Below are 25,716 nucleotides of genomic sequence, written 5' to 3'. Positions count from 1 at the left end.
TGGTCCAGGCGTTCTAGCCGAGGGCCTGGGTGAGGTCGGCGAGCAGGTCGTCGACCGTCTCGATGCCGACCGACAGGCGCACCAGGTCGCTCGGCACCTCCAGGGGCGAGCCCGCCGCGGAGGCGTGCGTCATGCGGCCCGGGTGCTCGATGAGCGACTCGACGCCGCCCAGCGACTCGCCGAGCGTGAACAGCTTGGCCCGGTTGCACACCTCCACGGCCTCGGCCTCGCCGCCCGCCACGCGGAAGGACACCATGCCGCCGAAGCGCCGCATCTGCTTGGCGGCGACCTCGTGGCCGGAGTGCTCGGCCAGGCCCGGGTAGAGCACCTGGGTCACGCGCGGGTGCGCGAGCAGCAGGTCGACGACGCGCTCGGCGTTGTCGCAGTGGCGGTCCATGCGCACGCCGAGGGTCTTGAGCCCGCGCAGCGTCAGCCAGGCGTCGAACGGGCCGGCCACCGCGCCCATCGCGTTCTGGTGGTAGGTCAGCTCGTCGCCGAGGCCCTTGTCCCGCGCGATCAGCGCGCCGCCGACCACGTCGGAGTGGCCGCCGACGTACTTGGTGGTGGAGTGGACGACCACGTCGGCACCGAGCGCCAGGGGCTGCTGCAGGTACGGCGAGGCGAAGGTGTTGTCCACGACCAGCAGCGCGCCGTTCTCGTGGGCCAGCTGCGCCAGGGCGGCGATGTCGGCGATGCCGAGCAGCGGGTTGGTGGGCGTCTCGACCCACACGATCTTCGTCTTCTGCGTCATGGCCGACGCCACCGCGTCGAGGTCGTGCAGCGGGACGGGGTCGTAGTGCAGGCCCCAGCGCTCGTGCACCTTGGAGAACAGCCGGTACGTGCCCCCGTACGCGTCGTTGGGGATGATCACGTGATCCTGCGGCCGGCACACCGTGCGCAGCAGGGTGTCCTCGGCGGCCAGGCCCGAGGCGAACGCCAGCCCACGCGCGCCGCCCTCCACGGCGGCCAGCGCCTCTTCCAGCGCCGTCCGCGTGGGGTTGGCCGAGCGGCTGTACTCATATCCCGAACGCAGGCCGCCCACGCCGTCCTGCTTGTAGGTGGACGTGGCGTAGATCGGCGGCACGACCGCGCCGGTCAGCGGGTCGGGCTCCTGACCTGCGTGGATCGCCAGGGTCTCAAAACCGTTGGTCATAGGCCCCACGTTAACGGAAAGCGGCCCGCGATCCGTTCCCCAGCGGATCGCGGGCCGGTGGCGGGGCCCGTCCCCCGACGGCGCCCGCCCGGACCCGCGCGGCCATGCCCGCGCGGGCCACGTTCTCGAAGGCTCAGGCCGCCCGGGGCTCGCGGGCCGTCGCGGCCGGCACGGCCGGGGCGCTGAGCCGGACGACCTCCACATCGATGTGGCGGCCGCTGGCGCCCTCCGCCTCCTCACCGTTGATGCGCGAGAGCAGCACGGGGTCGGCCAGCGCGAGCAGCGCCGTGACGACCAGTCCCAACCCCAGCAGAACGAACCCGATGACCACCATGTCCTGTCCCCCTTCCGACGTGTTCCAGCATCGCCGAGGGGCCGTCACCGCCGCCTCCGCTGAAGGGCTGGTCCGGCGGCGACCGGGTCGGCCGATCGGTTGATACGAGTTGTCCGACTTCCGGCCTACTCTCGTGACGTGGGGGATTCGAAAGGCATCTTGTACTGGGTCCGGCGGCTGAGCGAGATCGCGATGCTCGGCTGGCTCGGCCTGATGCTGATGCTCGACCTGGCCATCGCCGTCAGCACCGGGGGACTGCAGTGGTTCGTGCCGTTCTGCGGCGCGGCCGGGATCGCGGCGGTCGTCCTGCGCCGCCGCCACCGGCTTGAGGGCTTCTGCGCGCTGCTGGGGCTGTCCTTCGCCGCGTCGGTGGTCATCGGGTCGGTCGGCGCGCTGGGCGCGCCCGGCATGGCCGAGACGGGGTCGCTGCTGATCCTCCTCATCGGCGTGCTGCGGCACGTGGAGCCGGTACGGCGGGCGGCGGTGCTGTCGCTCGTGGGGCTGGGCGTGCTGATGGCCGAGTCGGCCAGGCGCGACTACCCCACGGCGGGGCTGGCGTTCGCGTTCCTGCTGTTCGCGGGGTGGTCGACGGCCGCGGGCATCGGCGGCTACCTGCGGTTCCAGCAGGAGCGCCGGACCGAGGCGGTGCACTCCGTACGCCGGGCCGAACGTCTCGAACTGGCCAGGGAGCTGCACGACCTGGTCGCCCACCACATCACCGGCATCGTCGTCCAGGCCCAGGCCGCGCGTACGGTCGCCGAGCACAAGCCCGAGGCCGTGCTGCCCGCGCTCGACGCGATCGCCTCGGCCGGTTCGGAGGCGCTGACCTCGATGCGGCGCATGGTCACCGTCCTGCGCACCGAGGACGAGGCCGACCGCAGGCCCGGCACGACGCTGGCCGACCTGCGGCTGCTGACCGAGCGGTTCTCGGTCGAGGGGCCGAAGGTGGCGTTCGAGATCGGGTCGGGCATCGACGACCGGACGCTGCCGCCCGAGGTGATGACGACGCTGCACCGGGTCCTGCTGGAGTCGCTCACCAACGTGCGCAAGCACGCCACCCGGACCGCGTGGGTGGAGGCCGACCTGCGGCGGTACGAGCGGGTGGTCGTGCTGCGGGTGCGGAACTTCGGCTCGGTCGCGTCAGACCCGCGGGTGTCCCGGCTGGGCGGCGGGTTCGGGCTGGTCGGCATGGCCGAGCGGGTGGAGGCTCTGGGCGGCAGGCTCTACGCGGGCCCGTCCCCCGAGGGCCCCTGGGAAGTGATCGCCGAGTTCCCGCTCCCCTGACCCGGCCGACCGTCCGACCGCGACCTCGCCGGGATCGCGCTCCCCCGCCGCGAAGGACGCGGCGAACTGCGGCTCGCCCATTGCGGCGCGCAGGCGGGCGGTGATCCGGTCCACGTCATGGCGTTCGCCGGCGGGAAGGGGCGCGCCGACGGCCCGCCGGAGCGCCGCGGCCCGTCCCAGCTTCCGCGCCGCCTCCGCCAGGTGCTCGCGGCCCGCGATCGACAACGCGCCCGCCAGCCCCTCCAGGGCCAGTGCCACGGCCCGCGGGTCGCCCGTCGCGCGGGCGTTCGCGTACCCCTCGCGCTGGCGCGCCAGCGCCGTCCCGGCGTCGCCGCGCTGCTCGGCCACGAACCCCCACTCGGCCATGACGAACGCCGTCCCGGGCGTCCCCCGCACCTGCCGCAGCCAGTCGAGCGCGGACAGCAGGTACGACTCCGCCTCCTCGTACCGCCCCTGCCTGCGGGCGCTCATGGCCAGGCCGAGCAGCGCGTTCTCCTCCGCCGACCGGTACGACTGCGCCACCGCCAGCCGCCTGGCCCGCCCGTGGTAGTCATCGGACCGCTCGTAGTCGCCCGTGAGCAGCGCGAGCCGGCCGAGCGAGGCCAGCTTGAACGACACGTCGAACCCCAGCCCCTCGGCCAGCCGCAGCGCCTCGTGCCGCAGCCGGGCCGCCCGCTCGTAGTCGCCGCGGATCTCGGCCAGCCGGTCGAGGACGTCCATGGCCTCGACCTGCCCCCATTCGTCCCCCAGCTCGCGGAAGAGGGCCAGGCCGCGCTCGCCGTCGCGTTCCATCGCCGCGAGGTCGCCGCGGCCCACCGCGAGCTTGGCCCGCAGGCACAGCGCCGCCGCCACCCCCCACCGGTCCCCCAGCTCCTCGTACGCCGCCAGCGCCCGTCCCACCGCGTCCCGGTGCGCCGCGTGGTCGCCGTACGCCCAGCGGACGAAGCTGAGGAACCAGTCGGCCAGCGCGGCGCCCGCACGGTCGAGCGCGGCGCGGCGTACCGGCGGGGTGGGCTCGCCGAGCAGCAGCCCGATGCCGGCCAGCCACACCGAGGCCAGGGCGGCGGCGCCGTCCTCGCCGCCCGCCGCCAGCGCCGCCTCGATCGACCTGCGGGCCTCGCGCAGCCTGCCGCGCAGGATCCAGTACCAGGCGAGCGCGTTGGCCAGGCGCAGGGGCTCCGGCCCCGACAAGGCCAGCCGCAGGTTGGCGCTCTCGGCGTCCAGCCGGTCCAGCCATTCGTGCTGGCGCGGGCCGCGCAGCTCGGCGCGGGCGGCCAGGTCGGTGTAGTAGCGGGCGTGCCGCTCCCGCAGCAGGTCGTGCTCACCGGCCTCGCGCAGCCGTTCGAGGCAGTAGGCGGTCACCGACTCCAGCAGCCGGTAGCGGGGTCCCAGGGGACCGGGCGCCACGGCGACCAGCGACCGGTCCACGAGCCTGGCCAGCACGTCGAGCACGTCCACGCCGGGCTCGGCGCAGACCGCCTCGGCGGCCTCCAGGGTGCAGCCGTCGGCGTGCGCGGCCAGCCGCCGCAGCACCGCGCGTTCCTCGTCCGACAGCAGCTCCCAGCTCCAGTCGATGGTGGCCCGCAGCGTGCGCTGCCGGGCCGGGGCATCCCGCATCCCGGCGCTGAGCAGCCTGAACCGGTCGTCCAGGCGGGCGGCCAGCTCCTGTACGCCGAGCGCCCGCACCCGCGTCGCCGCCAGCTCCAGGGCCAGCGGGATGCCGTCGAGCCGCCGGCAGATGACGGCCACGGCAGGGCCGGGCTCGACGTCCGCGCGGGCCGCGAAGAGCCGCACGGCGTCGGCCTCGGCCAGCGGGTGGACGACCCGGACCCGTTCGCCGGACACGCCCAAAGGCTCCTGGCTGGTGGCCAGCACGCGCAGGCCGGGCGCGGCCCGCAGCAGCGCCGAGACGAGCCCGGCGACCTGCTCGACCAGGTGCTCGCAGTTGTCCAGGACCAGCAGCGCGCTCCGGCCCGCCAGCACCCCGGCCAGCCTGGACGCCAGCGGCACGGAGTCGTCGTCGCGCACGCCCAGCACGGCCGCCACCGCCTCGGCCACGTCGGCGCCCCCGGCCCCGGCCAGCTCCACCAGCCACACCCCGTCGGCGAACCCGCCCCGCCGCGGCTCGGCGGACCCCTCGGGGAAGGCCAGGCGGCGGGCGGCGGCGAGGGCGAGACGGGTCTTGCCCACGCCGCCCGGCCCGGTCAGGGTCACCAGCCGCGAGTCCGCCAGCAGGGCGGCGACCTCGGCGAGGTCGGCGTCCCGGCCGACCAGCGGGGTGAGCGGCGCGGGCAGGTTGGTGAGCGGCCCGGGGTCGGCGGCGGGCGGCGGGGCGGCCAGCGAGGGGTCGTGGCGCAGGATCGCCCGGTGCAGCGCGGCCAGCTCGGGCGAGGGGTCGAGCCCCAGCTCCTCGGCCAGCCTGACGCGCAGCTCCTCGTAGACCGCCAGCGCCTCGCTCTGCCGGCCGCCCCGGTACAGGGCCTTCATGTGCGAGGCGCGCAGCCGCTCGCGCAGGGGGTGCCGGGCGACCAGGTCGGCGAGGTCGACGTCGTGGCCGAGCGCGAGGCGCACCTCGGCCTGCTCCTCCAGGGCCGACAGGCGCAGCTCGGTCAGCAGGGTGATCTCGGGACGGGCGAACCCCTCGTCGGCGAAGTCGGCGTAGGCCGCGCCCCGCCACAGGGCGAGCGCCTGGTCGAGCTCGCGGGCGCGCTCACGCGGGGCGGCGCCGCGGCGGCCCACGAGCGCGCGGAACCGGACGGCGTCGCAGTCGTGGGCGGCCAGCCGGTAGCCGGCCGGGCCGTGGACGACCATGGCCGGGTCGCCGAGCGCGCGGCGGAGCTGGGAGACGCGGGCCTGGAGGGTGCCGAGCGGGTTACGGCCGGGCCGGTCGCCCCACAGCTCGTCGATCAGCCGGTCGGCGGAGACCGGGCCGCCACCGGCCGCCAGCAGGGCGGCGAGGAGCGCGCGGACCTTGGGCTCGGCGACGTGGATCTCCTCGCCGCCGTCCGTCCGGACGGTCAGCGGGCCGAGCACCCCGAATCGCACCATGCAGAGACTAACCCGTAGCCGGTCATAAGGATTTCCGTAGGGCGGTGCCGCAGGCTCCCTGTCATGACTCAGGTGACAGTTGCAGGACTCGGCCCGATGGGGTCGAAGATGGCCGAGACGTTCCTCGGCGCGGGTTTCGACGTGGCCGTGTGGAACCGTACGGCGAGCAAGACCGAACCGCTGGTCGCCCGGGGAGCCCGGCGCGCGGCCTCGGCCGCGGACGGCGATCTGCTGGTGTTCAGCCAGATCGGCTACCAGGCGATGTACGACAGCCTCGGCGAGGCCGGGCTCGACGGGAAGGTGCTGGTCAACCTCAGCTCGGGCACCCCGGAGGAGCTGCGCGCGGCGGCCCGCTGGGTGGCCGGACGCGGCGGCACGCTCATCACCGCCGGGATCATGGTCCCGCCCCCCGGCATCGGTCAGCCGGGGGCGTACTCCTTCTACAGCGGCCCCAAGGACGTGCTCGACCGGCACACGGCCACGCTCAGGGCTCTCGGCGACGTCGTCCACGTCGGCGCGGACGAGGGCCTGGCGATGATGTACTACCAGTCGCTGCTGCTGATCTTCTGGTCGAGCCTGACCAGCCAGATGCACGCCATGGCGATGCTGAGCACGGCCGGGGTCTCCCCGCTGGAGTTCCTGCCGTACGTGCGGGAGACCTTCACCCAGCTCGGCGGCGACGGCGTGATGGGGTTCGCGAAGATCCTGGCCGAGGAGTTCGCCGCCGGGGCCTACCCCGGCGAGCTGAACTCGCTGCACATGCAGGCCGTGGGCCTCGGCCACGTCGTGCACGCGCTGGCCGAGGCCGGTGTGGAGACCACGGTGCCGAACGCGCTGAAGGAGCTGTTCGAGCGCGCCGACGCCGAGGGACGCGGGCACGAGGGCCTCGGCACCGTGATCGAATCGATAAGGAAGCCCTGATCAGTGGTTGGCGAGGAAGGCGAGCAGGTCCTGCCGGGTGAGCAGCCCGGCGGGCTTGCCGTCCTCCAGGACGACGGCCGCGTCGGCCTTCTCCAGCGCCTCGACCGCGCGCGCGACGGGTTCACCGCTGCCGATCGTGGGTAGCGGCGCCGACATGTGGTCGGAGATCGGGTCGTCGGAGGCGAGCCTGCCGTGGTAGAGGGCCTCCAGGAGGTCGCGCTCGACGATGGAGCCGACCACTTCGGCCGCCATGACCGGCGGCTCCTCCTTCATGACCGGAAGCTGGGACACCGAGTACTCGCGCATGATCGAGATGGCCGTGCCGACCGACTCGTGCGGGTGGGCGTGCACGAACTCCGGCAGGCCCGGCCCCTTGCGCGCCAGCACGTCGCCGACCAGGCCCTCGTCCGAGCTGGTGGTCAGGAAGCCGTAGTCGGCCATCCAGTCGTCGTTGAAGATCTTCGACAGGTAGCCGCGGCCGCCGTCGGGCAGCAGCACGACCACCACGTCGTCGGGGCCCGCCTTGGCCGCCACCTGCAGCGCCGCCACCACGGCCATGCCGCACGAGCCGCCGACCAGCAGCCCCTCCTCGCGGGCCAGGCGGCGGGTCATGTTGAAGGAGTCCTTGTCGGACACCGCGATGATCTCGTCGCAGATCCCGGTGTCGTACGTGGCCGGCCAGATGTCCTCGCCCACGCCCTCCACCAGGTAGGGACGGCCCGAGCCGCCGGAGTACACCGAGCCCTCGGGGTCGGCTCCGATGATCTTCACCCGGCCGTCGGAGACCTCCCTGAGGTAGCGGCCGGTGCCGCTGATCGTGCCGCCGGTGCCGATGCCCGCCACGAAGTGCGTGATGCGGCCGTCGGTCTGCTCCCACAGCTCGGGACCGGTCGAGTGGTAGTGGGAGTCGGGGTTGTTGACGTTGGAGTACTGGTCGGGCTTCCAGGCGTTGGGGATCTCGCGGGCCAGCCGGTCGGAGACCGAGTAGTAGGACTCCGGGTGGTCGGGCGAGACGGCGGTGGGGCAGACCACGACCTCGGCACCGTACGCGCGCAGCACCGCGATCTTGTCCTGGGCCACCTTGTCGGGCACCACGAACAGGCACCGGTAGCCCTTCTGCTGGGCCACGATGGCCAGGCCCACTCCGGTGTTGCCGGACGTCGGCTCGACGATGACGCCGCCCGGCCGCAGCGCGCCGGAGGCCTCGGCGGCCTCGATCATGCGCAGCGCGATGCGGTCCTTGACCGAGCCGCCCGGATTGAAATATTCGACCTTGGCCAGCACCTGGGCGGAGATCCCCGCCGTGACCTTGTGCAGGCGGACGAGCGGAGTGTTCCCCATGAGATCGACCAGGGAATCGTAAACGCGCACCGAGGTGTTCACCTTCTTTGCCGAAGCTTGATCAGCTTGCCCGAGGCCGAGATCCAGTGGGGGTGGCAGGCCCTCGGCTAGTTTTCAAGCAAACGCTACCGCCGAGTTCGACCGGGAGGGCACTACGTGGTCTGGGCAGCAGGCATGGCACGCGCGGCCAGGCGGATCGCGATGGCGGCGGCGCTCGGAGGTGGCGGGCTCACGGCTCTGGGAGCCACGGCGTACGGCCTGTTGATCGCCGAGGGACTGCTCGCGCGCAAGGCCATCGGCCGCCCCCACGGTCTGGACGGACCGCCCTCCGACGGCGTCTACGGCGATTTCCGCGGCAAGCCCCTCAAGATGGCCATGCTCGGCGATTCCACCTCGGTGGGCCTGGGCATGACCGACCCCAGCCACACCCCGGCCGTCCTGCTGGCCAACGGCGTGGCGGCGGTGGCCGAGCGGCCGGTGCACCTGCTCGTGGCGGGCAAGTCGGGCGCCCCCTCCGCCGAGCTGCCCGAGCAGGTGGACGCCGCCCTCGCCATGCGCCCGGACGTGGCGGTCATCTTCGTGGGGGCCAACGACATCATCACCCAGACGCCGCCGGCCGTGGCGGTGCGCCATCTGGCCAAGGCGGTGCGGCGGCTGCGCGAGGCGGGCGTCGAGGTGGTCGTCGGCACCTGTCCCGACCTCGGCACGGTGCGGCCCATCGCCCAGCCGCTGCGCTGGGTGACCCGGCGGTGGAGCCGTCAGCTCGCGGCGGCCCAGACCGTCGCCGTGGTCGACGCGGGCGGCCGTACGGTGGCGTTCGCCGACGTCCTGGGGCCGGAATTCGATACAAATCCGACAGAAATGTTCGGACCGGATCGATTCCATCCATCTGACCGAGGTTACGCGCAGGCCGCTTACGCGGTGCTACCGTCGGTGTGCGCTGCGTTGGGGCTGTGGCCTGAGCCGCGGCCCGCGCGGGGCGAAGGACTGCAACCGATCTACCTTGCGGCGGCAACGGCCGCGGAGGAGCCCGGCACCGAGGTCACCGCGACCCGGGTCGACGGGCGGGCCACGGGGCTCCACGGCAAGTGGGCCACGCTGTTCCGCCGGCGGCTCGGCGAGACGCCTACCGACGCGTGAGCGCGCCCGGCGGGCGGCTCGACGATCCCACCGACGCGTGATCGTGCGCGCCGGGGGTTCGCCGTCGCCTGATCCGGTCACCCTCCGAGCCGTAGCCGTCACTCCTCGTCCTCTTTTGGAGTGAATTGCCTGTGCTCCGGCCCCTCATGAAACCTTCCCTGGCCCTCGCGGGGACCCTCGCCCTGACCGCCTGCTCCGGCAGCGACGCCGCCACGGCGAACTTCCCCTCCTGGCAGAACACCCAGGTCAACGCGGTCAGCCGGATCGTGTCCGCGGCCGGTGTGGTCACCACCACCTCCATGAAGCCCGACGGCACGCTGGAGACGGTGGCGCTCGGCCTCGAAGACGGCCGGCGCCTGTGGGCGCACCCGGCCACCATGGCGGGCCGCCTGCCCGGCATGGGCGTCTCCGCCCCCGCGGTCGTGGAGACGGCCAAGGGCCAGGGGGTGGTCGTGGCCCTCGATCCGGCGAAGAAGGGCCGCTGGAACGCCACCCTCATCGCCCGCGACGCCCGTTCCGGGGCGCAGAAGTGGGCCAGGCCCATGCACTCCACGTTCGGGCCGCAGCGCTGCGGCCCCTACGTGTGCGTGTCGGAGCACACCGCCCTGACCCACGCCCGGATGGTCGTGCTCGACCCGGCGACCGGCCGGGTGATGTGGCGGCTGCCCGGCATCTCCGAGGTCGAGTGGTCCGACCCGGCCCGGGTCCTGCTGCTGCGGATGGCCGCCAACCCCATGATCGAGTCCTACGACGTCAAGACCGGCAAGCTGCAGTGGCAGCAGCCGATCGAGCAGGCGCTCGGGCCCGGCATCGACCTGTCGGGCGGGTGGGCGTTCGGCTCGACCGGCGACAACCTGGTCGGCTACGTCGCCCCCTACACCAACCCCCAGACGAAGAAGGTCTCCACCTTCGGGCTGTTCTCCATCAGGATCAGCGACGGCACGGTCAACTGGATGCGTCCCTCGGTCGTACGCGTCTATCCCAGCGGCAGCCCCGGCTACGCGCCCGTCGTCCGCCCGGTCGACCGCCAGGGCGCCTACGGCGGTTTCGCCAGGCTCGACTCCGAGACCGGCCGGGTGGTCGGCCAGATCACCGCCTCCGACGTCCCCGGCTCGGGCTGGTGGCTGGCCTTCCCCGACCGCATGGACAAACTGGGCTTCCTCAAGCACGACGCCAAGGGCAGCGCCTTCGACCTGGTCTCGGGCAAGCCCGCGCAGGTGGGCGAGGAGCGGGGCTGGTCCTTCTGCGTCACCGATCCCAAGCCGCTGCCGCTGCGCGGCCAGGCCCCCGGCTTCTACTCCACGGCCGCCGTCTGCGAGTACGACCTGGGCACCGGCACCCGCGTCTCCCCCGTGAACGCCCCGCCGCCCTGGTTCACCGGCAGCCAGGACGGCTGGCGCCTGTGGCGCGACGAGAAGGGCGCCGTGCACGCCGTCAACGACCACACCGCCACCGCCCCCGGCATGTACGGCTGACGCGGGGCCCCGGGGTGCTTGCGAGGAGGACTGGAATATAGTTCTAATATCACCGCCGGACACAAGGAGGGGCCATGCCCGAGGCAGTCATCGTCGCAACCGCGCGTTCCCCGATCGGACGAGCCTTCAAGGGGTCGCTCAAGGACATCCGTCCCGACGATCTGACCGTACAGATGATCCAGGCGGCGCTGGCCAAGGTGCCCCAGCTCGACCCGAACACGATCGACGACATCATGCTCGGCTGTGGCCTGCCGGGCGGTGAGCAGGGCTTCAACATGGCCCGGGTGGTGGCGGTGCTGCTCGGGCTCGACACCGTGCCGGGCACGACCGTCACGCGCTACTGCTCCTCCTCGCTGCAGACGACGCGGATGGCCTTCCACGCGATCAAGGCGGGCGAGGGCGACGTGTTCGTCTCGGCCGGCGTCGAGACCGTCTCGCGCTTCGCCAAGGGCAACTCCGACTCGCTGCCCGACACCCACAACCCGCTCTTCCTCGACGCGACGGCCCGCACCAAGCAGGCGGCCGAGGGCGGCCGCACCTGGCACGACCCCCGCCAGGACGGCGCCGTCCCCGACATCTACATCGCCATGGGACAGACCGCCGAGAACCTGGCCCAGCTCAAGGGCGTCAGCCGCCGCGAGCAGGACGAGTTCGGCGTGCGCTCCCAGAACCTGGCCGAGAAGGCGCTGGCCGACGGGTTCTGGCAGAAGGACATCACCCCCGTCACGCTCCCCGACGGCACCGTGGTCAGCAAGGACGACGGCCCCCGGGCCGGCACCACGTACGAGGGGGTGGCCGGGCTCAAGCCGGTCTTCCGCCCCGACGGCACGGTCACCGCGGGCAACTGCTGCCCGCTCAACGACGGCGCGGCGGCCCTGGTCATCATGAGCGACGTCAAGGCGGCCGAGCTGGGCATCACGCCGCTGGCCCGGATCGTCAGCACCGGCGTCAGCGGGCTGTCGCCCGAGATCATGGGCCTCGGGCCGGTGGAGGCGTCCAAGCAGGCGCTGTCCCGGGCCGGGATGGCGATCGAGGACATCGACCTCGTGGAGATCAACGAGGCGTTCGCGGCGCAGGTGATCCCGTCGTACCAGGACCTCGGGATCGAGCTCGACCGGCTCAACGTCAACGGTGGCGCCATCGCCGTCGGGCACCCGTTCGGCATGACCGGGGCGCGCATCACCTCGACACTGATCAACAGCCTGCGCCACCACGACAAGAGCCTCGGCCTTGAGACGATGTGCGTGGGCGGCGGCCAGGGCATGGCGATGGTGCTGGAGCGCCTGTCCTAGATCGTGCTCGGCGGCCCCGTGCCCGGCCCTCCCGGCCGCGCGGGGCCGTTCGCGTCCCGGAGGTCAGCCCTGGCGGTCGGGGCCGGCCTGGAGCGGGGTGACGCGGACGATGACGCGCCGCTCGCTGACCATGGCCTCGCGGTAGGCGTCCCAGTCTGGGTGCTCGCCGGAGATGTCCCGGTAGTAGGCGACGAGCTGGTCCATCGCCTCCGGCAGCGAGACGATCTCGGCCGTGCCGTCGACCTGGAGCCACTCGCCGAAGAAGCCGTCGGCGAGCACGCAGAGCGAGACGCGGGGATCCCGGCGGATGTTGTGCACCTTCATCGCCGTCTCGCGGGTGCTGATGACGATGTGCCCGCCGGCCACGCCCGCCAGCACCGGCGACATCTGCGGGTGCCCTCCGCGACGGCTGGTGAGCAGGACTGCGTGGTGGTGGGTCTCGATGAAGCCGAGCGCCTTGTCCAGATCCATGTGTTCATGATGCCGCGCCCGTGCTCGGAGCACGGGCGCGGGGATGGGGAAGGGCTCTACATCAAGCCCATTCGGGTACGGCGGTGCCGCTCGTGCTCCAGCACGATCGCGGCGGCGTAGCCGTGGGTCAGCCCGTGCTCGTCGGCGAGCCAGTTGGCCCGCTCGTCGCACCTCAGGAAGGATGGGCCGTTGTCGATGGCTTGGAACCACTCGGGGAGTTCGCGTCCCGTTATCGTGGGGACCCTTGCGATGAGCTTCGTCTGCGTCTCCGGTGAGTGGTTCAAGGACATGGGCACCTCCGCGGATTAAGGTCCTTTGCTCGACACTGCAACACCGCGCTGCGAATGGCAACCCCCCGGCCAGGCATCATTCTGTGACGGCAGGTAGATTTCCGGTCGCACAAAGAGAGGGCCCCGCCGGTTACGGCGAGGCCCCCAGGAGATGAACGATCAGTCGTCGCCGGTGAAATAGCTGATGAGGCGGAGCACCTCAAGGTAGATCCAGACCAGGCTCAGCATGAGGCCGAACGCGCACTGCCAGGCGAACTTGTCCGGGACGCCCTGGCGCACGCCCTGCTCGATCGAGTCGAAGTCGAGGAGCAGGAAGAAGCAGCCGATCAGGATCATGACGATGCTGAAGATGTAGCCGAGCGGGCTGTCGGTGCGCAGGCCGAGCCCGACGCCGTTGAAGATGCCGACCAGCAGGTTGACCAGCACCAGCCCGACCACCGCGATGGCGGCCGCCATGCCGTACCTGACCAGCTTGGGGGTGACGCGGACGACCCGCAGCGAGTAGACGGTCAGCACCGCGCCGAAGGCGAAGGCCGTGCCGAGCACCGCCTGGAAGACGATGCCGCTGATGGCGCCCTCGAACAGCTGGCTGATCTTGCCGAGGAAGACGCCCTCGAACACCGCGTAGCCCAGGATGAGCGCCGGGTTGGTGCTCTGGGTGAACGAGGCGATCAGGCCGAGGATGAGGGCCACGACGGCGGCGCCGACGGCCACCATCGGGGGGACGTTGAGCACCCACGTCGCGGCGGCGGCCACGACGAGCGCTCCGAGGGTGAGGAAGCCCCGGACGACGACGTCGTCGAGGGTCATCGCCCGGTAGGCGGGCGGGGCCGGGGGTGCGTACGACGGGGCGTCGTACATGTTCCGCAGGGTGTCGGGTGACGGGGCCGGGCCGGCCCAACCCGCGCGCTGCTGGCGCGCCCTGCCGAATACGGGGTTCTTGCTCTCCATCGCTGCCTCCTGTGGCGCCGAGCCTACGGGGCCTGGCGGCACCTAGGTCAACTCACGCTCAGATCGAAGTTCGTCGGGGGGACTTCGGCAGCGAGGACAACGAACGTGACCTCGCGCGAGTTCCCGAGCCCGGGACGGCCGTCCGGGGCCGGCGGCCGGGGGGCGAGTAACTGCGTCGCAACCAATGGAAACCGGGTTCTGTTGGGTTTCGTGATGAAAACGGAATCTTCCGGATGCCTCACCGGACCGGGTCTTCCCGGCAAACGACTGGAAGCATTGTGTGACGGGTTGACAGCAGTAGTGAACCACCGGATGCGACAAGGCGCTTCACTCGGAGAAAACCCCAGGTCGGGGACACTTAAGAATGGTGCCCCCGGCGGGATTCGAACCCGCACTACAACCCTTTTAAGGGGTTTGCCTCTGCCATTGGGCTACGGGGGCGCCGCAATCATACGAAACGGACCATGCTTCCGAGGAGCACAACTTCGCATCAGGCGTCACAACTGTGAAGTCTGCGGTGAAGTGATAGCGCCCCTGGCACTCTGTCCAAGAAGAGTAGACCGTCCAGATGGTCCAGTTGGTGCTGAATGCAGCGGGCCTCGAAGGCGTCCGCCTCGATGACGACCGGCTCCCCTGTGCCCGGCAAATGCCCATGTACGGTGATACGCGTCGCCCGTCGCACGTCGGCCATGAGCCCCGCGATGGACGCGCACCCCTCGCGCCCGCCGTCCCAGTGGGAGGCGCTCGTGAGGCGAGGGTTGACCAGGACGAGCTCCCCGGCCCATGACCGGGCCCGGGGGTGGGCCCAGGCGTTGAAGGCGATCAGCCGCCACCTCAGGCCGATCTGCGGGGCGGCCAGCCCCGTCATGGCCGTCTCCCCGCGCAGGGTGGCGAGCAGGTCGGCCGCGGCCCGCACGGTCTCGGGGGCCGCCGGGTCGACCGGCTCGGCCCTGGCCGACAGCGCCGGGTGCGGCGCGCCGAGCACCTGGCGCGGGGTGCCTCTGGCGCCCGTCACAGCAGGTCCGGCTCGACGGGACGGAAGGTGATCTCCGAGTCGAGCCCGGCCCCGACCGCCGCCAGCCGGCGCATGAGGGCGGCGACGTCGACGTCCTTGGGCAGCTCGACGTCGGCGATGAGCACGTAGAGGCGGCCGGTGAGCCGGGTGCTCATGCCGGTGATGTTGCCGCCGTCGGCGGCCAGCACGGCGCTGACGGCCGAGATGATGCCCGGCCGGTCGGGGCCGTGCACGGTCAGGACGTAGCCGAGGCCGCCGCCGTCGTCGCAGAAGTGCCGCCGCGCCTCGATCGCCGAGGCGGAGACCACCAGCTCGGGCGCGCCGAGCCGCTTGGTCAGCTCGGCGGAGTCGAGGTCGCCGGAGACCAGCAGCATCATCGCCACGTACCCGCCGAGCAGCGTCATGGTCGAGTCCTGGATGTTCGCGCCGCAGTCGGCCAGCGAACCGGTGACGGCGGCGATCACGCCGGGCCGGTCCACACCGAGCACGGTCACCGCTGAGAGCCCCACCCGTGGTACCCCTTCCGCATTTCTGTCCAGGGGTGCCGAAAACGCCCCGGCGATGCTCGCCGGGGCGCTGCCGTATCTGGGCTAGCGGCGGGTCGTCGCCACCGCGGCCCTGAACCCGTCGCGCGGATGCTCCATCTCACCCAGCGAGATGGTCTCTCGCTTGAAGAACAGGGCCAGGGTCCAGTCGACGACGACACGGACCTTGCGGTTCAGCGTCGGCACCCGCGACAGATGGTAGGTGCGGTGCATGAACCACGCAGGGAAACCGCGCAGCTTGACGCCATAGACATTGGCGACGCCCTGATGCAGGCCCAGTCCGGCGACCGATCCGACATACTTGTGGCGGTAATCGACCAGTTGCTCGCCCCGCAGGTGCCGGACGATGTTGTCGGCCAGCACCTTGGCCTGGCGCACGGCGTGCTGGGCGTTGGGTGCGCAGTACTGGCCCGGGTTCGTCACGTCGGGCACCCCGGCCGCGTCGCCGGCGGCGAAGGCGTCGCGGGTGCCGGCGACGGTCAGGGCGGCGGTGGTCTTGATCCGGCCCCGCTCGTCCAGGGGCAGGTCGCTGTCGTTGACGACCGGGCTCGGCTTGACGCCCGCCGTCCACACCAGGGTCTCGGCGTCGAACTCGGTGCCGTCGCTGAGCACGACGTGGCCGCCCTCGCACGACTCCAGCCTGGTGTCCAGCTTGACCTCGATGCCGCGTTCGCGCAGCTGCTCCAGCGTCCACTTGCCCATCTCGGGGCCGACCTCGGGCAGCACCCGGTTCGTGGCCTCGACGAGGACCCAGCGCAGGTCGGCCGGGGTGATGTTGCGGTAGTAGCGGGTGGAGTCCTTGGCCATGTCCTCCAGCTCGGCCAGCGCCTCCACGCCGGCGAAGCCGGCCCCGACCACCACGAACGTGAGCGCCCTGCGCCGCACCTCGGGATCGACGGTCGACTCTGCCACGTCGAGCAGGTGCAGCACGCGGTTGCGCAGCGCGATGGCCTCGCCGACGGTCTTGAACCCGATGCCGATGTCGGTCAGCCCGGGGATCGGCAGCGTACGCGAGATCGACCCGGCGGCCATCACGATCACGTCGTAGGCCACCTGGCGCGGCTCGCCCTCGGCGGGCTGGAAGGTGACGACGCGCTCGGCGTGGTCGACCTTGGTGACCGTGCCGTTGAGTATGCGCACCTTGGGGAGGATCCGGCGCAGCGGGGCCACCATGTGCCTGGGCGAGAGGTTGCCCGCCGCCGCCTCCGGCAGGAACGGCTGGTAGGTCATGTAGGACTGGGGATCGATGATCGTGATGCGCGCCTCGCCGCCGCGCAGCTCGCGGTGGAGCTTGCGCTGCAGCCTGAGCGCGGTGTACAGGCCGACGTACCCGCCGCCGACGATCAAGATGTGCTTGTTCATCCTGAGGCCCCATCCCTCGTGGAATGCTTGTGAAAGCATTCACAAGCTTACGTCGGGCCCTTCCGGAGAGTCCAACCCTGGGATGGTGGGACGCGTCACACCGCCAGTGACCTGGCCCGGAGGAAGACGTCGTCCAGCATCTGGGCGGTGACGCGGCCGGTGAAGGTGTTCTGCTGGCTGGGGTGGTAGCAGCCGATCAGGGTGACGGGGGCGGCGTCGTGCCGGACCTCGACCTCGACGCCGTGGCCGAACCGGGGGCGGGTGCGCGGCAGCTCGTAGCCGGCGTCCTTGAGCGCGGGCCACATGGCCTGCCAGGCGAACCCGCCGAGCGCCACCACCGCCCGTACGCTCCCCGCCACCATCGCCACCTCCCGCGCCATCCACGGGAAGCAGGTGGCCTTCTCCTCCGGCGTGGGCTTGTTGGCCGGAGGCGCGCAGCGCACCGACGCCAGCACCCTGGTGTCGATGAGCTCCTGGCCGTCGCCGGCGTACGTGCTGGTCTCCTTGGCCGCCAGGCCGCAGCGGTGGAGCGAGGCGAACAGCCAGTCGCCGCTGCGGTCGCCGGTGAAGATGCGGCCCGTCCTGTTGCCCCCGTGGGCCGCCGGGGCCAGGCCGACCAGCAGCACCTTCGGCCGCTCGGCCCCCCACCCGGGGACGGGACGGCCCCAGTACGTCTCGTCCGCGAACGCGCGCCGCCGCACGCGCGCCACTTCCTCGCGCCACTCCACCAGACGCGGGCAGGCGCGGCAGACGGACTGCGCGGCCGTGAGCTCCGCGAGGGTGCCGGTGGTGGAGGCGAGACGGCGCACGTCCGCGGGGTCATGGGCCACCGGGGTGTCAGGGGTGGCGGGATCGCCGGGCCAGCCGGTGCCGGGTGGTACGAAGCTCATGACACCGATGGTGCCCGATCACCTCGTCTTCCCGGGCACGGGTGTGGTGGCGGTGGCGGTCGGCGCCGGCGTCGCCGACGGGGCCAGGGGCGCCGTGGAGGCCGTCGGGCACGCGGCGGGCGCGGCCGTGGGCATGCCGTTGTCGGCCATCATCTCCTGCTGCTGGACCAGCGGCAGCGGGTAGCGGTTGAGCACCGGCTCGCCGCAGGACCGGTCGACCATGTACCCGTGGTCCTCGGGGCTGACCGTGATCGGTTTGCCGTCCTGGTCGTAGAGGTAGACGTCGGTCAGCGGGCTGCCGTCCTTGGCGTACGGCTTGATGTTGTAGACGTCGAGGCCGCCGCCGACCAGCATCACGTCGGCCGGCGCCGCCATCGCGACCGGCTGGTCGTCCCGGTCGGAGACCGTCGCCATGCCGGCGAGCAGCGCCAGCCCCGCCAGCACGTTGACGCCCGTGGCCAGCAGCGCGGCGAAGCGCCCCCCGCGGGCCCGGCCGAACCACACCGAGACCCACACCGCCACCGCCACGAGCGCCCACTCCGCCAGGTTCCCCGGGACGACGCCGCCGCCCGCCGTGATCGCCAGCAGCAGCATGGCCAGCAGGTAGCCGCGCAGCACCCACCAGCCGGGCCGCAGCTCGGGCAGGAAGGCCACGAAGCTCCGGTACGGCTTGTGCCGCAGCAGCCCGGCATGCGCCCGCGCCGCCCACACGCGCGGCCGCGGACGGCGACTCCGGCGGCTCTGAGGACGCCCTCCATAGGCGGCCACCAGCTCCTCCGCGTACGCGGCGGGCGGCCCGAGCCGATCCTCCAGCGGCAGGTCGGACTCGGCCGCGATCTCGGCCAGATGGTCGTCGAGGTCCTCGATCAGCTCCTCGCGGTCGGGGTGACCGGCCAGGGCGTCGCGGACGGCCTGCGCGTACTGTTCCGGCGTGGTCATGCGTGGCCCTCCTTGAGCAGGGAATCCATGGTGGCCGCGAACGACGCCCACCGCTTGGCGGAGGTGGCGTACAGGGTGCGGCCGACCTCGTTGAGCCCGTAGTACTTGCGGTGGGGGCCCTCGTCGGAGGCCACGACGTAGGAGTTGAGCGCGCCGGCCTTGAACAGGCGGCGCAGCGTGCCGTAGACGGAGGCGTCGCCCACCTCTTCCAGGCCCGCCTCCCTGAGCCGGCGCACGACGTCGTAGCCGTAGCCGTCGCGCTCGGCGAGCACGGCCAGCACGGCCAGGTCGAGCACGCCCTTGAGCAACTGGCTGCTATCCACGCGAAGCAGAGTACTGCGCTATGCGCAGTAGTGGCAACAAGAGAACCGGGCGGCTCCCGGAAGGGTGCCGCCCGGTCACATGATCAGCTTAGGCGTCGGTCTTCGGGCAGGTCGCCGAGTAGTTGGCGACGCCCGACGAGGCGGCGTTGGGGCTGACGACGACGAGCTCGATGGTGCCCTTCGTCTCCTTGCTGTTGTGCGTGCCACCGACGCCCCAGGTCACGGCGAGGTCGCCGTTGACCTGACGCTCAAGGACGTTGACGTCCTTGACGCCGTCGACCACCCAGTAGTACTTGACGGTGGTCGGGCCGGTGCTGTGCAGGGTGGCCGAGAAGTCCACGCCGGGACCACGGTTGTCCTTGCACATGTCGGTGCGGGTGCCCGAGACCGACACGGCCGACACGGACGCGGTGGGCTTGGGAGCCTCGCACGCCGCGTACGACTGCGTGATCGAGTCGTTGTTGTTCGGGCCGGTGACCGTCAGGGTGATCTTGCCACCCTTGGCGGCCTCGCCGGTCAGCGCCTGCTCGGAGAGCTCGACGGTCTTGGAACCGCTGCCCGCGAAGAGGCTCTCGCCCTTGGCCACGGACTGGCCGTTGACCGCCCAGGTGTACTGGACGCGCGCGGCGCCGGTCGCGCTGACCGTGGCGTGCGCGCCGACCTTGCAGCCGTTGTGGTTGGTGGCCGTCACCAGGTTGGTGGCCGACACCTTGACAGCGGGAGCGGGGGTCGAGTCCTTGCACCACACCTTGTAGTAGGCGCGGTTGGACAGGGCGTCGTCGGGGCCGACGATCTCCAGCTGCGCCCAGCCACGCTGGCTGTGACGCGGGGAGATGCCGAAGCCGACCTTGCGCTTGTTCCAGACCTTGACCTTGCCGTGGTCGACGACCTCACCGTTCAGGATCCAGCGGTAGCGGACCCAGGTCGGGTGGTTGACGCTGATCAGACCGGTGAAGTCGATCTTGTCACCCAGGGTGCAGACGCCCTCGTAGGACGAGGGGTTGGCCCAGGCGCGAGCCGAGACCGACACGTCCTTGTCCGTACGGACGCCACCGAGGTCGACACACGAGACCGAGAAGTAGCCCTTCTTGGACGTGACCTTCTTCGGACCGAGGACCTGGACGGCCTCCCAGCCCTTGACGTCACCCTTGAAGGTCACCGACTCCTTGACGGTGACCGACTTGGTGCCGTGGCCCTTGAGCTTGACAACCTGGACCTTGCCCTTGGACCCGTCACCGTGGAGCCAACGGTAGGCGAGCTCGGTCTTGCCCTTGACCGGGACGTTGATCTTGGCCGAGAAGTTGACCTTGACCGGGCAGGAACCCTGGTAGTCCTGGTCGGCGGCCTTCGGTGCGGTGACCGAGACCTTGGAGGACTTGGCCGCGGTGGCCGTGCCGGCCTTGCCGGCCGCGGCCGAGGTCGCCGCCTGAGCGGGGCTGGCTACCAGGCCCGCTGCCATGGCGGCCAGCACGGCGGCGGAGGCGCCGAACGCCGCCGCCTTACGTGCCAACCCAACAGACATCATGTGAGAGTGCTCCATTCCGTGAGGGAAAAGACGCGCTCGGGAACGGTCGCCACGCCGTCACCTTCCGTGCACAGCAATATGGCAAAGCCCCCGTTTTGCGCCTTTACCTAATCACAATAGTGATTGCACGCTCAACACGGGTCATAGATCGGAAATGTCCGGATTTGGCTATCTCGGCCGGCGAGAGACCAGGCGATTCCATCCAAGATGTCGTGTTCGCTGACGACGACCTGCGAAAACGCAAAACGACGCACGATCCGGTCAAGAATTAGCGCACCGGCGCCAATCACGTCAACCCGCCCAGGATGCATCACCGGAATCCGCGCGCGATCACCATGGGTCATCGCCAGCAGCCGCCGCGTCACCTCGTGAACCTCTTCGGCGGTGATCCTGGAGTGGTGGATGCGCTCGGAGTCGTAGGCCGGCAGGCCGAGGGCGATGCCCGCGATCGTGGTCACCGAGCCCGCCAGGCCGACCAGCGTGTGCGCCCGCTCGACGGGCACCGCCTCCTCGACCCGGTCGAGGGCCGCCTCGATGTCGGCGACGACGGCCTCCAGCGCCGGGGCCGGCGGCGGGTCGCCGGCGTCCCTCAGGTGGCGTTCGGTCAGCCGGACGCAGCCGATGTCCACCGACAGCGCGGCCTCGGCGTGCTCGGAGCCGACCACGAACTCCGTGGAACCGCCGCCGATGTCCACCACCAGGTAGGGCGGCAGCGGGCCCTGCGGCATCTCGGTCTCCGGCGAGATGCGCAGCAGGCCCCTGGTCGCCCCCCTGAACGACAGCTCGGCCTCCTCCGCCCCCGTCACGACCTCGGGCGTCACGCCGAAGATCTCGCGGACGCCGTCGGCGAACTCCTGCCGGTTGCCCGCGTCGCGGGTCGCGCTCGTGGCCACCACCCTGGTCGCGACCGCGCCGTGCCGGTCGATCAGCTCCCGGTAGGAACGCATCGCCTTGAACGTGCGCTCCAGCGCGTCGGGCGCCAGCATGCCGGTGCGGTCGACCCCCTGCCCCAGCCGGACGATCTCCATCCGCCGCTCGACGTCGTGCAGCGTGTCGTCGCGGACGTCGGCGATGAGCAGGCGCACCGAGTTGGTGCCGCAGTCGATGGCGGCTACACGCATGGTCCGTCACTCCACCAGTCGGGGAGCGCGTCGAGCGCCTCCCTGCCGAACGGGTTGCTCCCCGGCACCGCCAGCTCGTGCGCCACCAGGGCGTGCAGGCACTTCACCCGCAGCGGCATGCCGCCGGTGCTCTGCATGTCGCGGGGCAGCGGCTCCATGCCCTCGTCGTGGGCCGCCTTGTCGCGCCTGGCGACGTAGTCGTCGTGCGCGGCCTGGTAGGCGGCCGCCAGGTCGGGGTCGCTGGCCAGCCTGGCCTGCATCTCGCGCATCAGGCCGGAGCCTTCGAGCGTGCCGATGGCCGAGGCGGCCTTGGGGCAGGTCAGGTAGTACAGGGTCGGGAACGGCGACCCGTCGGGCAGCCGCGGCGCGGTCTCCACCACGTCGGGGTTGCCGCACGGGCAGCGGTGGGCCACTCCGCGCAGCCCTCTGGGCGGCCGGCCGAGCTGCCGCTGGACCGCCTCGACGTCGTCACTTTCCACTGCTGCTCTCCACCGCTCTGCGGCCCGTGCCCTTGTCGGCGGCCTCCACCGACTCCCACAGCGTCTGGTACCACGGCGGCACCTCGACGGGCTGCTTCACGGCCGTCTGCTCCTTGCCCTTCTCGGGCTCCATCACCACATAGCACTTCTCGCCGGGGCCGCAGAAGTGCAGCCGCTCCTTGGCGGTGCGCTTGATCCAGTTGGGATCGTCGCTCTGCCGGTCGCGGGCCAGCAGCGTCTGCCGCTCGGCCTCGACCCTGGCCTTCTCCGCCTGCAGCTCGGCGATGCTGCGGCGCAGGCTGATGTACTCGCGCACAGGGTAGGCCAGGCTCATCGCGATCGCGCACACCACGACCGCGAGGATGGCGGCCCGCCCGGTCAGCTGCGGCCTCTTCGCCAATGCTGCACACCCCCTTCGACGTACGGCCCGCGGCCGTCAGACCTTCCCAGGCCGCGGACCGTCAGTCGAAACTAGCGCCGGAACCGCGGAAAAGCCGCGCGACCCGCGTAGCGGGCGGCGTCGTCGAGAAGCTCCTCGATGCGCAGCAACTGGTTGTACTTGGCCACGCGGTCGGACCGCGCCGGGGCGCCGGTCTTGATCTGGCCGCAGTTGACCGCCACCGCCAGGTCGGCGATCGTCGTGTCCTCGGTCTCGCCGGAACGGTGGCTCATCATGCACCGGTAGCCGTTGCGGTGGGCCAGGTCGACGGCGTCAAGGGTCTCCGACAGCGTGCCGATCTGGTTGACCTTGACCAGCAGGGCGTTGGCGGTGCCCTCGTCGATGCCGCGCGCCAGCCGCTCGGGGTTGGTGACGAACAGGTCGTCGCCGACCAGCTGCACCTTGTCGCCGAGGGCCTCGGTGATGGCCTTCCAGCCCTCCCAGTCCTCCTCGTCGAGGGGGTCCTCGATGGAGACGAGTGGGTAGTTGGCGACCAGGTCCGCGTAGAAGGCGATGAGCTCCTGCGCCGAGACGCCCTTGCCGTCGATCGTGTAGACGCCGTCCTTGTGGAACTCGGAGGCGGCCACGTCGAGGGCCAGCGCCACGTCCTCGCCCGGCACGTAGCCGGCCCGCTCGATCGCGACCAGGATCAGGTCGAGGGCGTCGCGGTTGGAGGGCAGGTTGGGGGCGAAGCCGCCCTCGTCGCCCAGGCCCGTCGCGTAGCCCTTCTCCTTCAGCACGCCCTTGAGCGCGTGGTAGACCTCGGTGCCCATGCGCACGGCCTCGCGGAACGTCTCCGCCCCGATCGGCGCGATCATGAACTCCTGGATGTCGACGTTGGTGTCGGCGTGCGCGCCGCCGTTGAGGATGTTCATCATCGGCACGGGCAGCACGTGGGCGTTGGGGCCGCCGACGTAGCGGAACAGGGGCAGGTCGGCGCTGTCGGCCGCGGCCTTGGCGACGGCGAGCGAGACGCCCAGGATGGCGTTGGCGCCCAGCTTGGCCTTGTTGGGCGTGCGGTCGAGGTCGATCATGATCTGGTCGATGATGCGCTGGTCCTCGGCCTCGACCCCGTTGATCTCCTCGAAGATCTCGTCGGTCACGGCGAGCACGGCCTTCTCCACGCCCTTGCCGCCATAGCGCTTGCCGCCGTCACGCAGCTCGACCGCCTCGAACTGGCCGGTGGACGCCCCGCTCGGCACGGCGGCGCGGCCGCTGCTGCCGTCGTCGAGCACGACCTCGACCTCGACCGTGGGGTTGCCCCGGGAGTCGAGGATCTCGCGAGCGTAAACGACCTCGATGGTAGCCACGGGTTGCGCTCCTAAATCGAAAGGCAATATGCCATCAGAGCCTATCGGTACCCCGGCCCACCGGTACGGCACGGTCCGGCCACCGAGCCTCGGGCCCGCCGTGGGTCAGCTGGCCGGGGACAGGCTCCAGGCCTGGAGGCGGCCGCCGGTCGCGGCGACCAGCAGCCCGTCGCCCACCGCCAGGGCGGTGACCTTCCTGCCCGGCGCGAGGCCGCCCAGCCGCTCGCCGCGGTCGGCGTTCCAGACGGTGACACCGTCGCCGCCGCCGGCGATCATCCGGCGGCCGCCCGCGGCCGTGACGCCGGCGCCCGCCGCGCCAGTGGTGAAGCCGCGCACGAAGGCGCCGCTGGCCAGGTCGTACACGGCGGTCGAGCGGCCCGTGGTGACGGCGGCGTGGCCGTCGCCGAACGCGGCGACCGAGCGCACCTCGCCCTTGCCCTCGCCGAGCAGCCCGCCGGCCGCGCCCACCAGGCCCCGGCCGGTGCCGACGAGGGCCTTGCCGGTGGCCTCGTCCCAGGCCAGGGCGGTGACCGGGCCGGCGGCGGCCCTGGTGCTGGCGACGACGCGGTTGGAGGCCAGGTCGAGCGTCACGACCCGGCCGTCGCGGCAGCCGATCACGACCGCGGGCTGCTTGCGCCACTGGCCGGGCGCCAGGCGGGCCTCCGACGGGCACACCGAGTGCCACGCGCCGGGGCGGGCGTCGCCGATGCGCCAGCGCCGCACGGCGCCGTCCGTGCCCGTCCAGACCGCCGTCTGCCGGCCGCCCACCGGGACCAGCAGCAGCGAGCGCACCGGCGTGGGGCCGGCGTTCGCGAGCCGGTCGAGCGGCTCGCCGGCACGCGGGTCCCACACCTCGATCGAGTTGCCCGCCCGCTCGGCGTAGACGACGACGGGCGCGCCCTTGTGGTGACCGATGGCCATCGCCGCCACCTGGGCCCCCGGCTCGGGCCCGAACTCGGGGCCGAGCTCGACGCCGAACGCCCCCGCCTGCCCGCCGTCCCCGCCGCCGGAGGGCAGGCCGGCGTTCCGCCACAACGCCCCGGCCACCACCCCCACGACGACGAGCACGCCGACCCCGGCGGCGGCCCACCTCCGCCGCGTCACCGGACGCCCGCCGGACGGCGCCTCCCGCACCTCACCCGCCCCGGGCCGCGCCCGCCCACGGACGTGCCCGCCGACGCGCCCGCCGACGTCCGCACGGACATGCCCGCGGACGTGCCCGCGCGGCGCCGTACGGCCCAGCAGCCGCGCCAGCACGTCGTCGGCCGACGGCCGCGCCCGCGGCTCCTTGGCCAGGCACGCCGCCAGCACCGCGCGCAGCGGCTCGGGCACCTCGCGCAGATCCGGCTCGGCGTGCAGGATCCGGTTCATCACGGCCGGGATCGAGTCCCGGCCGAACAGCGGCTCCCCCGTGGCGGCGAACCCGATGGTGGCCGCCCAGCTGAAGACGTCGGAGGCGGCCGTCGCGCTCTCCCCCGCGATCTGCTCCGGCGACATGTACCCCGGCGTGCCGACGACGCTGCTCGCCGTGGTGGAGACGTCCAGGTCCTTGGCGATGCCGAAGTCGATCACGCGGGGGCCGTCCTGGCCCATCAGCACGTTGCTCGGCTTGAAGTCGCGGTGCACGATGCCCGCGCCGTGGATGGCGGTCAGGGCCGTGATCGTGCCGGCCGCCAGCCGGTCCAGCTCGCCGCCGGTCAGCGGGCCGCCGTCGAGGACCAGGTCGTGCAGGGACGGCCCGTCGATGAACTCGCTGACGATGTACGGCCGCCCCTCGGCCAGCCCGCTGCCGTAGATCCGCGCCGTGCGCGCGCCGGCCACCTTGGCGGCGGTCGTGCTCTCCCGCAGGAACCGGCGGGTGGCCCGCTCGTCGCCCAGCAGGCGCGGATGCAGCACCTTGACGGCCGCGTGGCCGCCGCCCGCGTCGCGGCCGAGGAACACCGATCCCTGGCCGCCGTCGCCCAGCCGGCCGAGCAGGCGGTAGCCCGCCACCTCCCGCGGCTCCCCCGAGCGCAGCGGTCTCAGCTCCACCACCAGTCCCCCTCGGCTCGCCGGTTCAAGCCCCCGA

Annotated in this window: 23 protein-coding genes, 1 tRNA gene and 1 pseudogene; 5 read left to right on the top strand and 20 right to left on the bottom strand. The window is 72.1% G+C overall.

Annotated features, from left to right (window positions below; translation table 11 throughout):
• Nucleotides 1-13: 13 nt before the first annotated feature.
• A complete protein-coding gene (locus ACFYUV_RS36365) occupies nt 14-1,153 on the bottom strand; it encodes a cystathionine gamma-synthase (RefSeq protein WP_387677017.1) in 1,140 nt (379 codons plus the stop codon).
• A 133-nt stretch (nt 1,154-1,286) separates the two neighbouring features.
• The gene (locus ACFYUV_RS36360; RefSeq protein ID WP_387677014.1) at nt 1,287-1,487 is read right to left on the bottom strand and encodes a hypothetical protein; all 201 of its coding nucleotides are present in this window, start codon (nt 1,485-1,487) and stop codon (nt 1,287-1,289) included.
• A gap of 192 nt (nt 1,488-1,679) precedes the next feature.
• Between ACFYUV_RS36360 and ACFYUV_RS36355 the strand changes: the two are divergent.
• Nucleotides 1,680-2,342 (top strand): annotated as a pseudogene (locus ACFYUV_RS36355) (histidine kinase dimerization/phosphoacceptor domain-containing protein); the annotation flags it as partial.
• A 285-nt stretch (nt 2,343-2,627) separates the two neighbouring features.
• On the opposite strand, the gene ACFYUV_RS36350 reads toward ACFYUV_RS36355, so the two are convergent.
• On the bottom strand, nt 2,628-5,819 hold the full coding sequence (locus tag ACFYUV_RS36350) for a BTAD domain-containing putative transcriptional regulator (protein WP_387677011.1): 3,192 nt from the start codon (nt 5,817-5,819) through the stop codon (nt 2,628-2,630).
• A 72-nt stretch (nt 5,820-5,891) separates the two neighbouring features.
• On the opposite strand from ACFYUV_RS36350, the gene ACFYUV_RS36345 reads away from it, so the two are divergent.
• Complete coding sequence (locus ACFYUV_RS36345; protein WP_387677008.1) at nt 5,892-6,740, top strand: NAD(P)-dependent oxidoreductase; 849 nt, start codon at nt 5,892-5,894, stop codon at nt 6,738-6,740.
• Here the strand turns inward: ACFYUV_RS36345 and ACFYUV_RS36340 are convergent, their stop codons facing one another.
• On the bottom strand, nt 6,741-8,111 hold the full coding sequence (locus ACFYUV_RS36340; RefSeq protein ID WP_352323551.1) for a cystathionine beta-synthase: 1,371 nt from the start codon (nt 8,109-8,111) through the stop codon (nt 6,741-6,743).
• A 126-nt stretch (nt 8,112-8,237) separates the two neighbouring features.
• On the opposite strand from ACFYUV_RS36340, the gene ACFYUV_RS36335 reads away from it, so the two are divergent.
• From ACFYUV_RS36335 to ACFYUV_RS36325, 3 genes are all read left to right on the top strand, one after another.
• Nucleotides 8,238-9,221: an SGNH/GDSL hydrolase family protein gene (locus ACFYUV_RS36335; RefSeq protein ID WP_352323552.1), complete on the top strand. Its 984-nt coding sequence runs from the start codon at nt 8,238-8,240 to the stop codon at nt 9,219-9,221.
• A 146-nt stretch (nt 9,222-9,367) separates the two neighbouring features.
• Nucleotides 9,368-10,696, top strand: a complete 1,329-nt coding sequence (locus ACFYUV_RS36330) for a PQQ-binding-like beta-propeller repeat protein (RefSeq protein WP_387677004.1) — start codon at nt 9,368-9,370, stop codon at nt 10,694-10,696.
• A gap of 74 nt (nt 10,697-10,770) precedes the next feature.
• Nucleotides 10,771-11,988 carry an acetyl-CoA C-acetyltransferase gene (locus ACFYUV_RS36325; RefSeq protein ID WP_387677001.1) on the top strand — a complete coding sequence of 406 codons (1,218 nt, stop codon included), beginning with the start codon at nt 10,771-10,773 and terminating at the stop codon, nt 11,986-11,988.
• Between the two features lie 63 nt (nt 11,989-12,051).
• On the opposite strand, the gene ACFYUV_RS36320 is transcribed toward ACFYUV_RS36325, so the two are convergent.
• From ACFYUV_RS36320 to ACFYUV_RS36245, 16 genes are all read right to left on the bottom strand, one after another.
• Complete coding sequence (locus tag ACFYUV_RS36320) at nt 12,052-12,459, bottom strand: PPOX class F420-dependent oxidoreductase (RefSeq protein ID WP_352352999.1); 408 nt, start codon at nt 12,457-12,459, stop codon at nt 12,052-12,054.
• Nucleotides 12,460-12,515: 56 nt separating this feature from the next.
• The gene (locus tag ACFYUV_RS36315) at nt 12,516-12,749 is read right to left on the bottom strand and encodes a DUF4287 domain-containing protein (RefSeq protein ID WP_352323556.1); all 234 of its coding nucleotides are present in this window, start codon (nt 12,747-12,749) and stop codon (nt 12,516-12,518) included.
• A gap of 159 nt (nt 12,750-12,908) precedes the next feature.
• Nucleotides 12,909-13,700, bottom strand: a complete 792-nt coding sequence (locus ACFYUV_RS36310; protein WP_387676998.1) for a Bax inhibitor-1/YccA family protein — start codon at nt 13,698-13,700, stop codon at nt 12,909-12,911.
• 365 nt (nt 13,701-14,065) lie between these two features.
• Nucleotides 14,066-14,141 (bottom strand) — tRNA-Leu (locus tag ACFYUV_RS36305).
• Nucleotides 14,142-14,190: 49 nt separating this feature from the next.
• Entirely contained in the window at nt 14,191-14,715 is a 525-nt protein-coding gene (locus ACFYUV_RS36300; RefSeq protein WP_358294502.1) for a peptide deformylase, read from the bottom strand.
• The gene (locus tag ACFYUV_RS36295; RefSeq protein WP_387676995.1) at nt 14,712-15,224 is read right to left on the bottom strand and encodes a glycine cleavage system protein R; all 513 of its coding nucleotides are present in this window, start codon (nt 15,222-15,224) and stop codon (nt 14,712-14,714) included. Before ACFYUV_RS36295 ends, ACFYUV_RS36300 begins: the two co-directional genes overlap by 4 nt.
• A gap of 81 nt (nt 15,225-15,305) precedes the next feature.
• Nucleotides 15,306-16,622 carry an NAD(P)/FAD-dependent oxidoreductase gene (locus tag ACFYUV_RS36290; protein WP_364337717.1) on the bottom strand — a complete coding sequence of 439 codons (1,317 nt, stop codon included), beginning with the start codon at nt 16,620-16,622 and terminating at the stop codon, nt 15,306-15,308.
• Nucleotides 16,623-16,717: 95 nt separating this feature from the next.
• The gene (locus tag ACFYUV_RS36285; RefSeq protein ID WP_387676991.1) at nt 16,718-17,512 is read right to left on the bottom strand and encodes a uracil-DNA glycosylase; all 795 of its coding nucleotides are present in this window, start codon (nt 17,510-17,512) and stop codon (nt 16,718-16,720) included.
• Nucleotides 17,513-17,530: 18 nt separating this feature from the next.
• On the bottom strand, nt 17,531-18,451 hold the full coding sequence (locus ACFYUV_RS36280; protein WP_387676988.1) for a hypothetical protein: 921 nt from the start codon (nt 18,449-18,451) through the stop codon (nt 17,531-17,533).
• Nucleotides 18,448-18,774, bottom strand: a complete 327-nt coding sequence (locus ACFYUV_RS36275) for a PadR family transcriptional regulator (RefSeq protein ID WP_352323564.1) — start codon at nt 18,772-18,774, stop codon at nt 18,448-18,450. Before ACFYUV_RS36275 ends, ACFYUV_RS36280 begins: the two co-directional genes overlap by 4 nt.
• Before the next feature lie 88 nt (nt 18,775-18,862).
• A complete protein-coding gene (locus ACFYUV_RS36270; protein WP_387676985.1) occupies nt 18,863-20,284 on the bottom strand; it encodes a hypothetical protein in 1,422 nt (473 codons plus the stop codon).
• 146 nt (nt 20,285-20,430) lie between these two features.
• Complete coding sequence (locus tag ACFYUV_RS36265; RefSeq protein WP_387676982.1) at nt 20,431-21,420, bottom strand: exopolyphosphatase; 990 nt, start codon at nt 21,418-21,420, stop codon at nt 20,431-20,433.
• Entirely contained in the window at nt 21,411-21,899 is a 489-nt protein-coding gene (locus ACFYUV_RS36260) for a DUF501 domain-containing protein (protein WP_352323567.1), read from the bottom strand. The genes ACFYUV_RS36265 and ACFYUV_RS36260 overlap by 10 nt, the downstream gene beginning before the upstream one ends.
• Nucleotides 21,889-22,299 carry a septum formation initiator family protein gene (locus ACFYUV_RS36255; protein ID WP_387676979.1) on the bottom strand — a complete coding sequence of 137 codons (411 nt, stop codon included), beginning with the start codon at nt 22,297-22,299 and terminating at the stop codon, nt 21,889-21,891. The genes ACFYUV_RS36260 and ACFYUV_RS36255 overlap by 11 nt, the downstream gene beginning before the upstream one ends.
• Before the next feature lie 71 nt (nt 22,300-22,370).
• The gene (gene eno, locus ACFYUV_RS36250; protein WP_358294516.1) at nt 22,371-23,648 is read right to left on the bottom strand and encodes a phosphopyruvate hydratase; all 1,278 of its coding nucleotides are present in this window, start codon (nt 23,646-23,648) and stop codon (nt 22,371-22,373) included.
• Between the two features lie 105 nt (nt 23,649-23,753).
• Nucleotides 23,754-25,682, bottom strand: a complete 1,929-nt coding sequence (locus ACFYUV_RS36245; protein WP_387676975.1) for a protein kinase — start codon at nt 25,680-25,682, stop codon at nt 23,754-23,756.
• Nucleotides 25,683-25,716: the final 34 nt, after the last annotated feature.

Origin of the sequence: Nonomuraea sp. NPDC003560, assembly GCF_042878785.1 — a bacterium.
Lineage (GTDB): Bacteria > Actinomycetota > Actinomycetes > Streptosporangiales > Streptosporangiaceae > Nonomuraea.
This window is presented reverse-complemented; position numbering and strand designations above follow the sequence as displayed.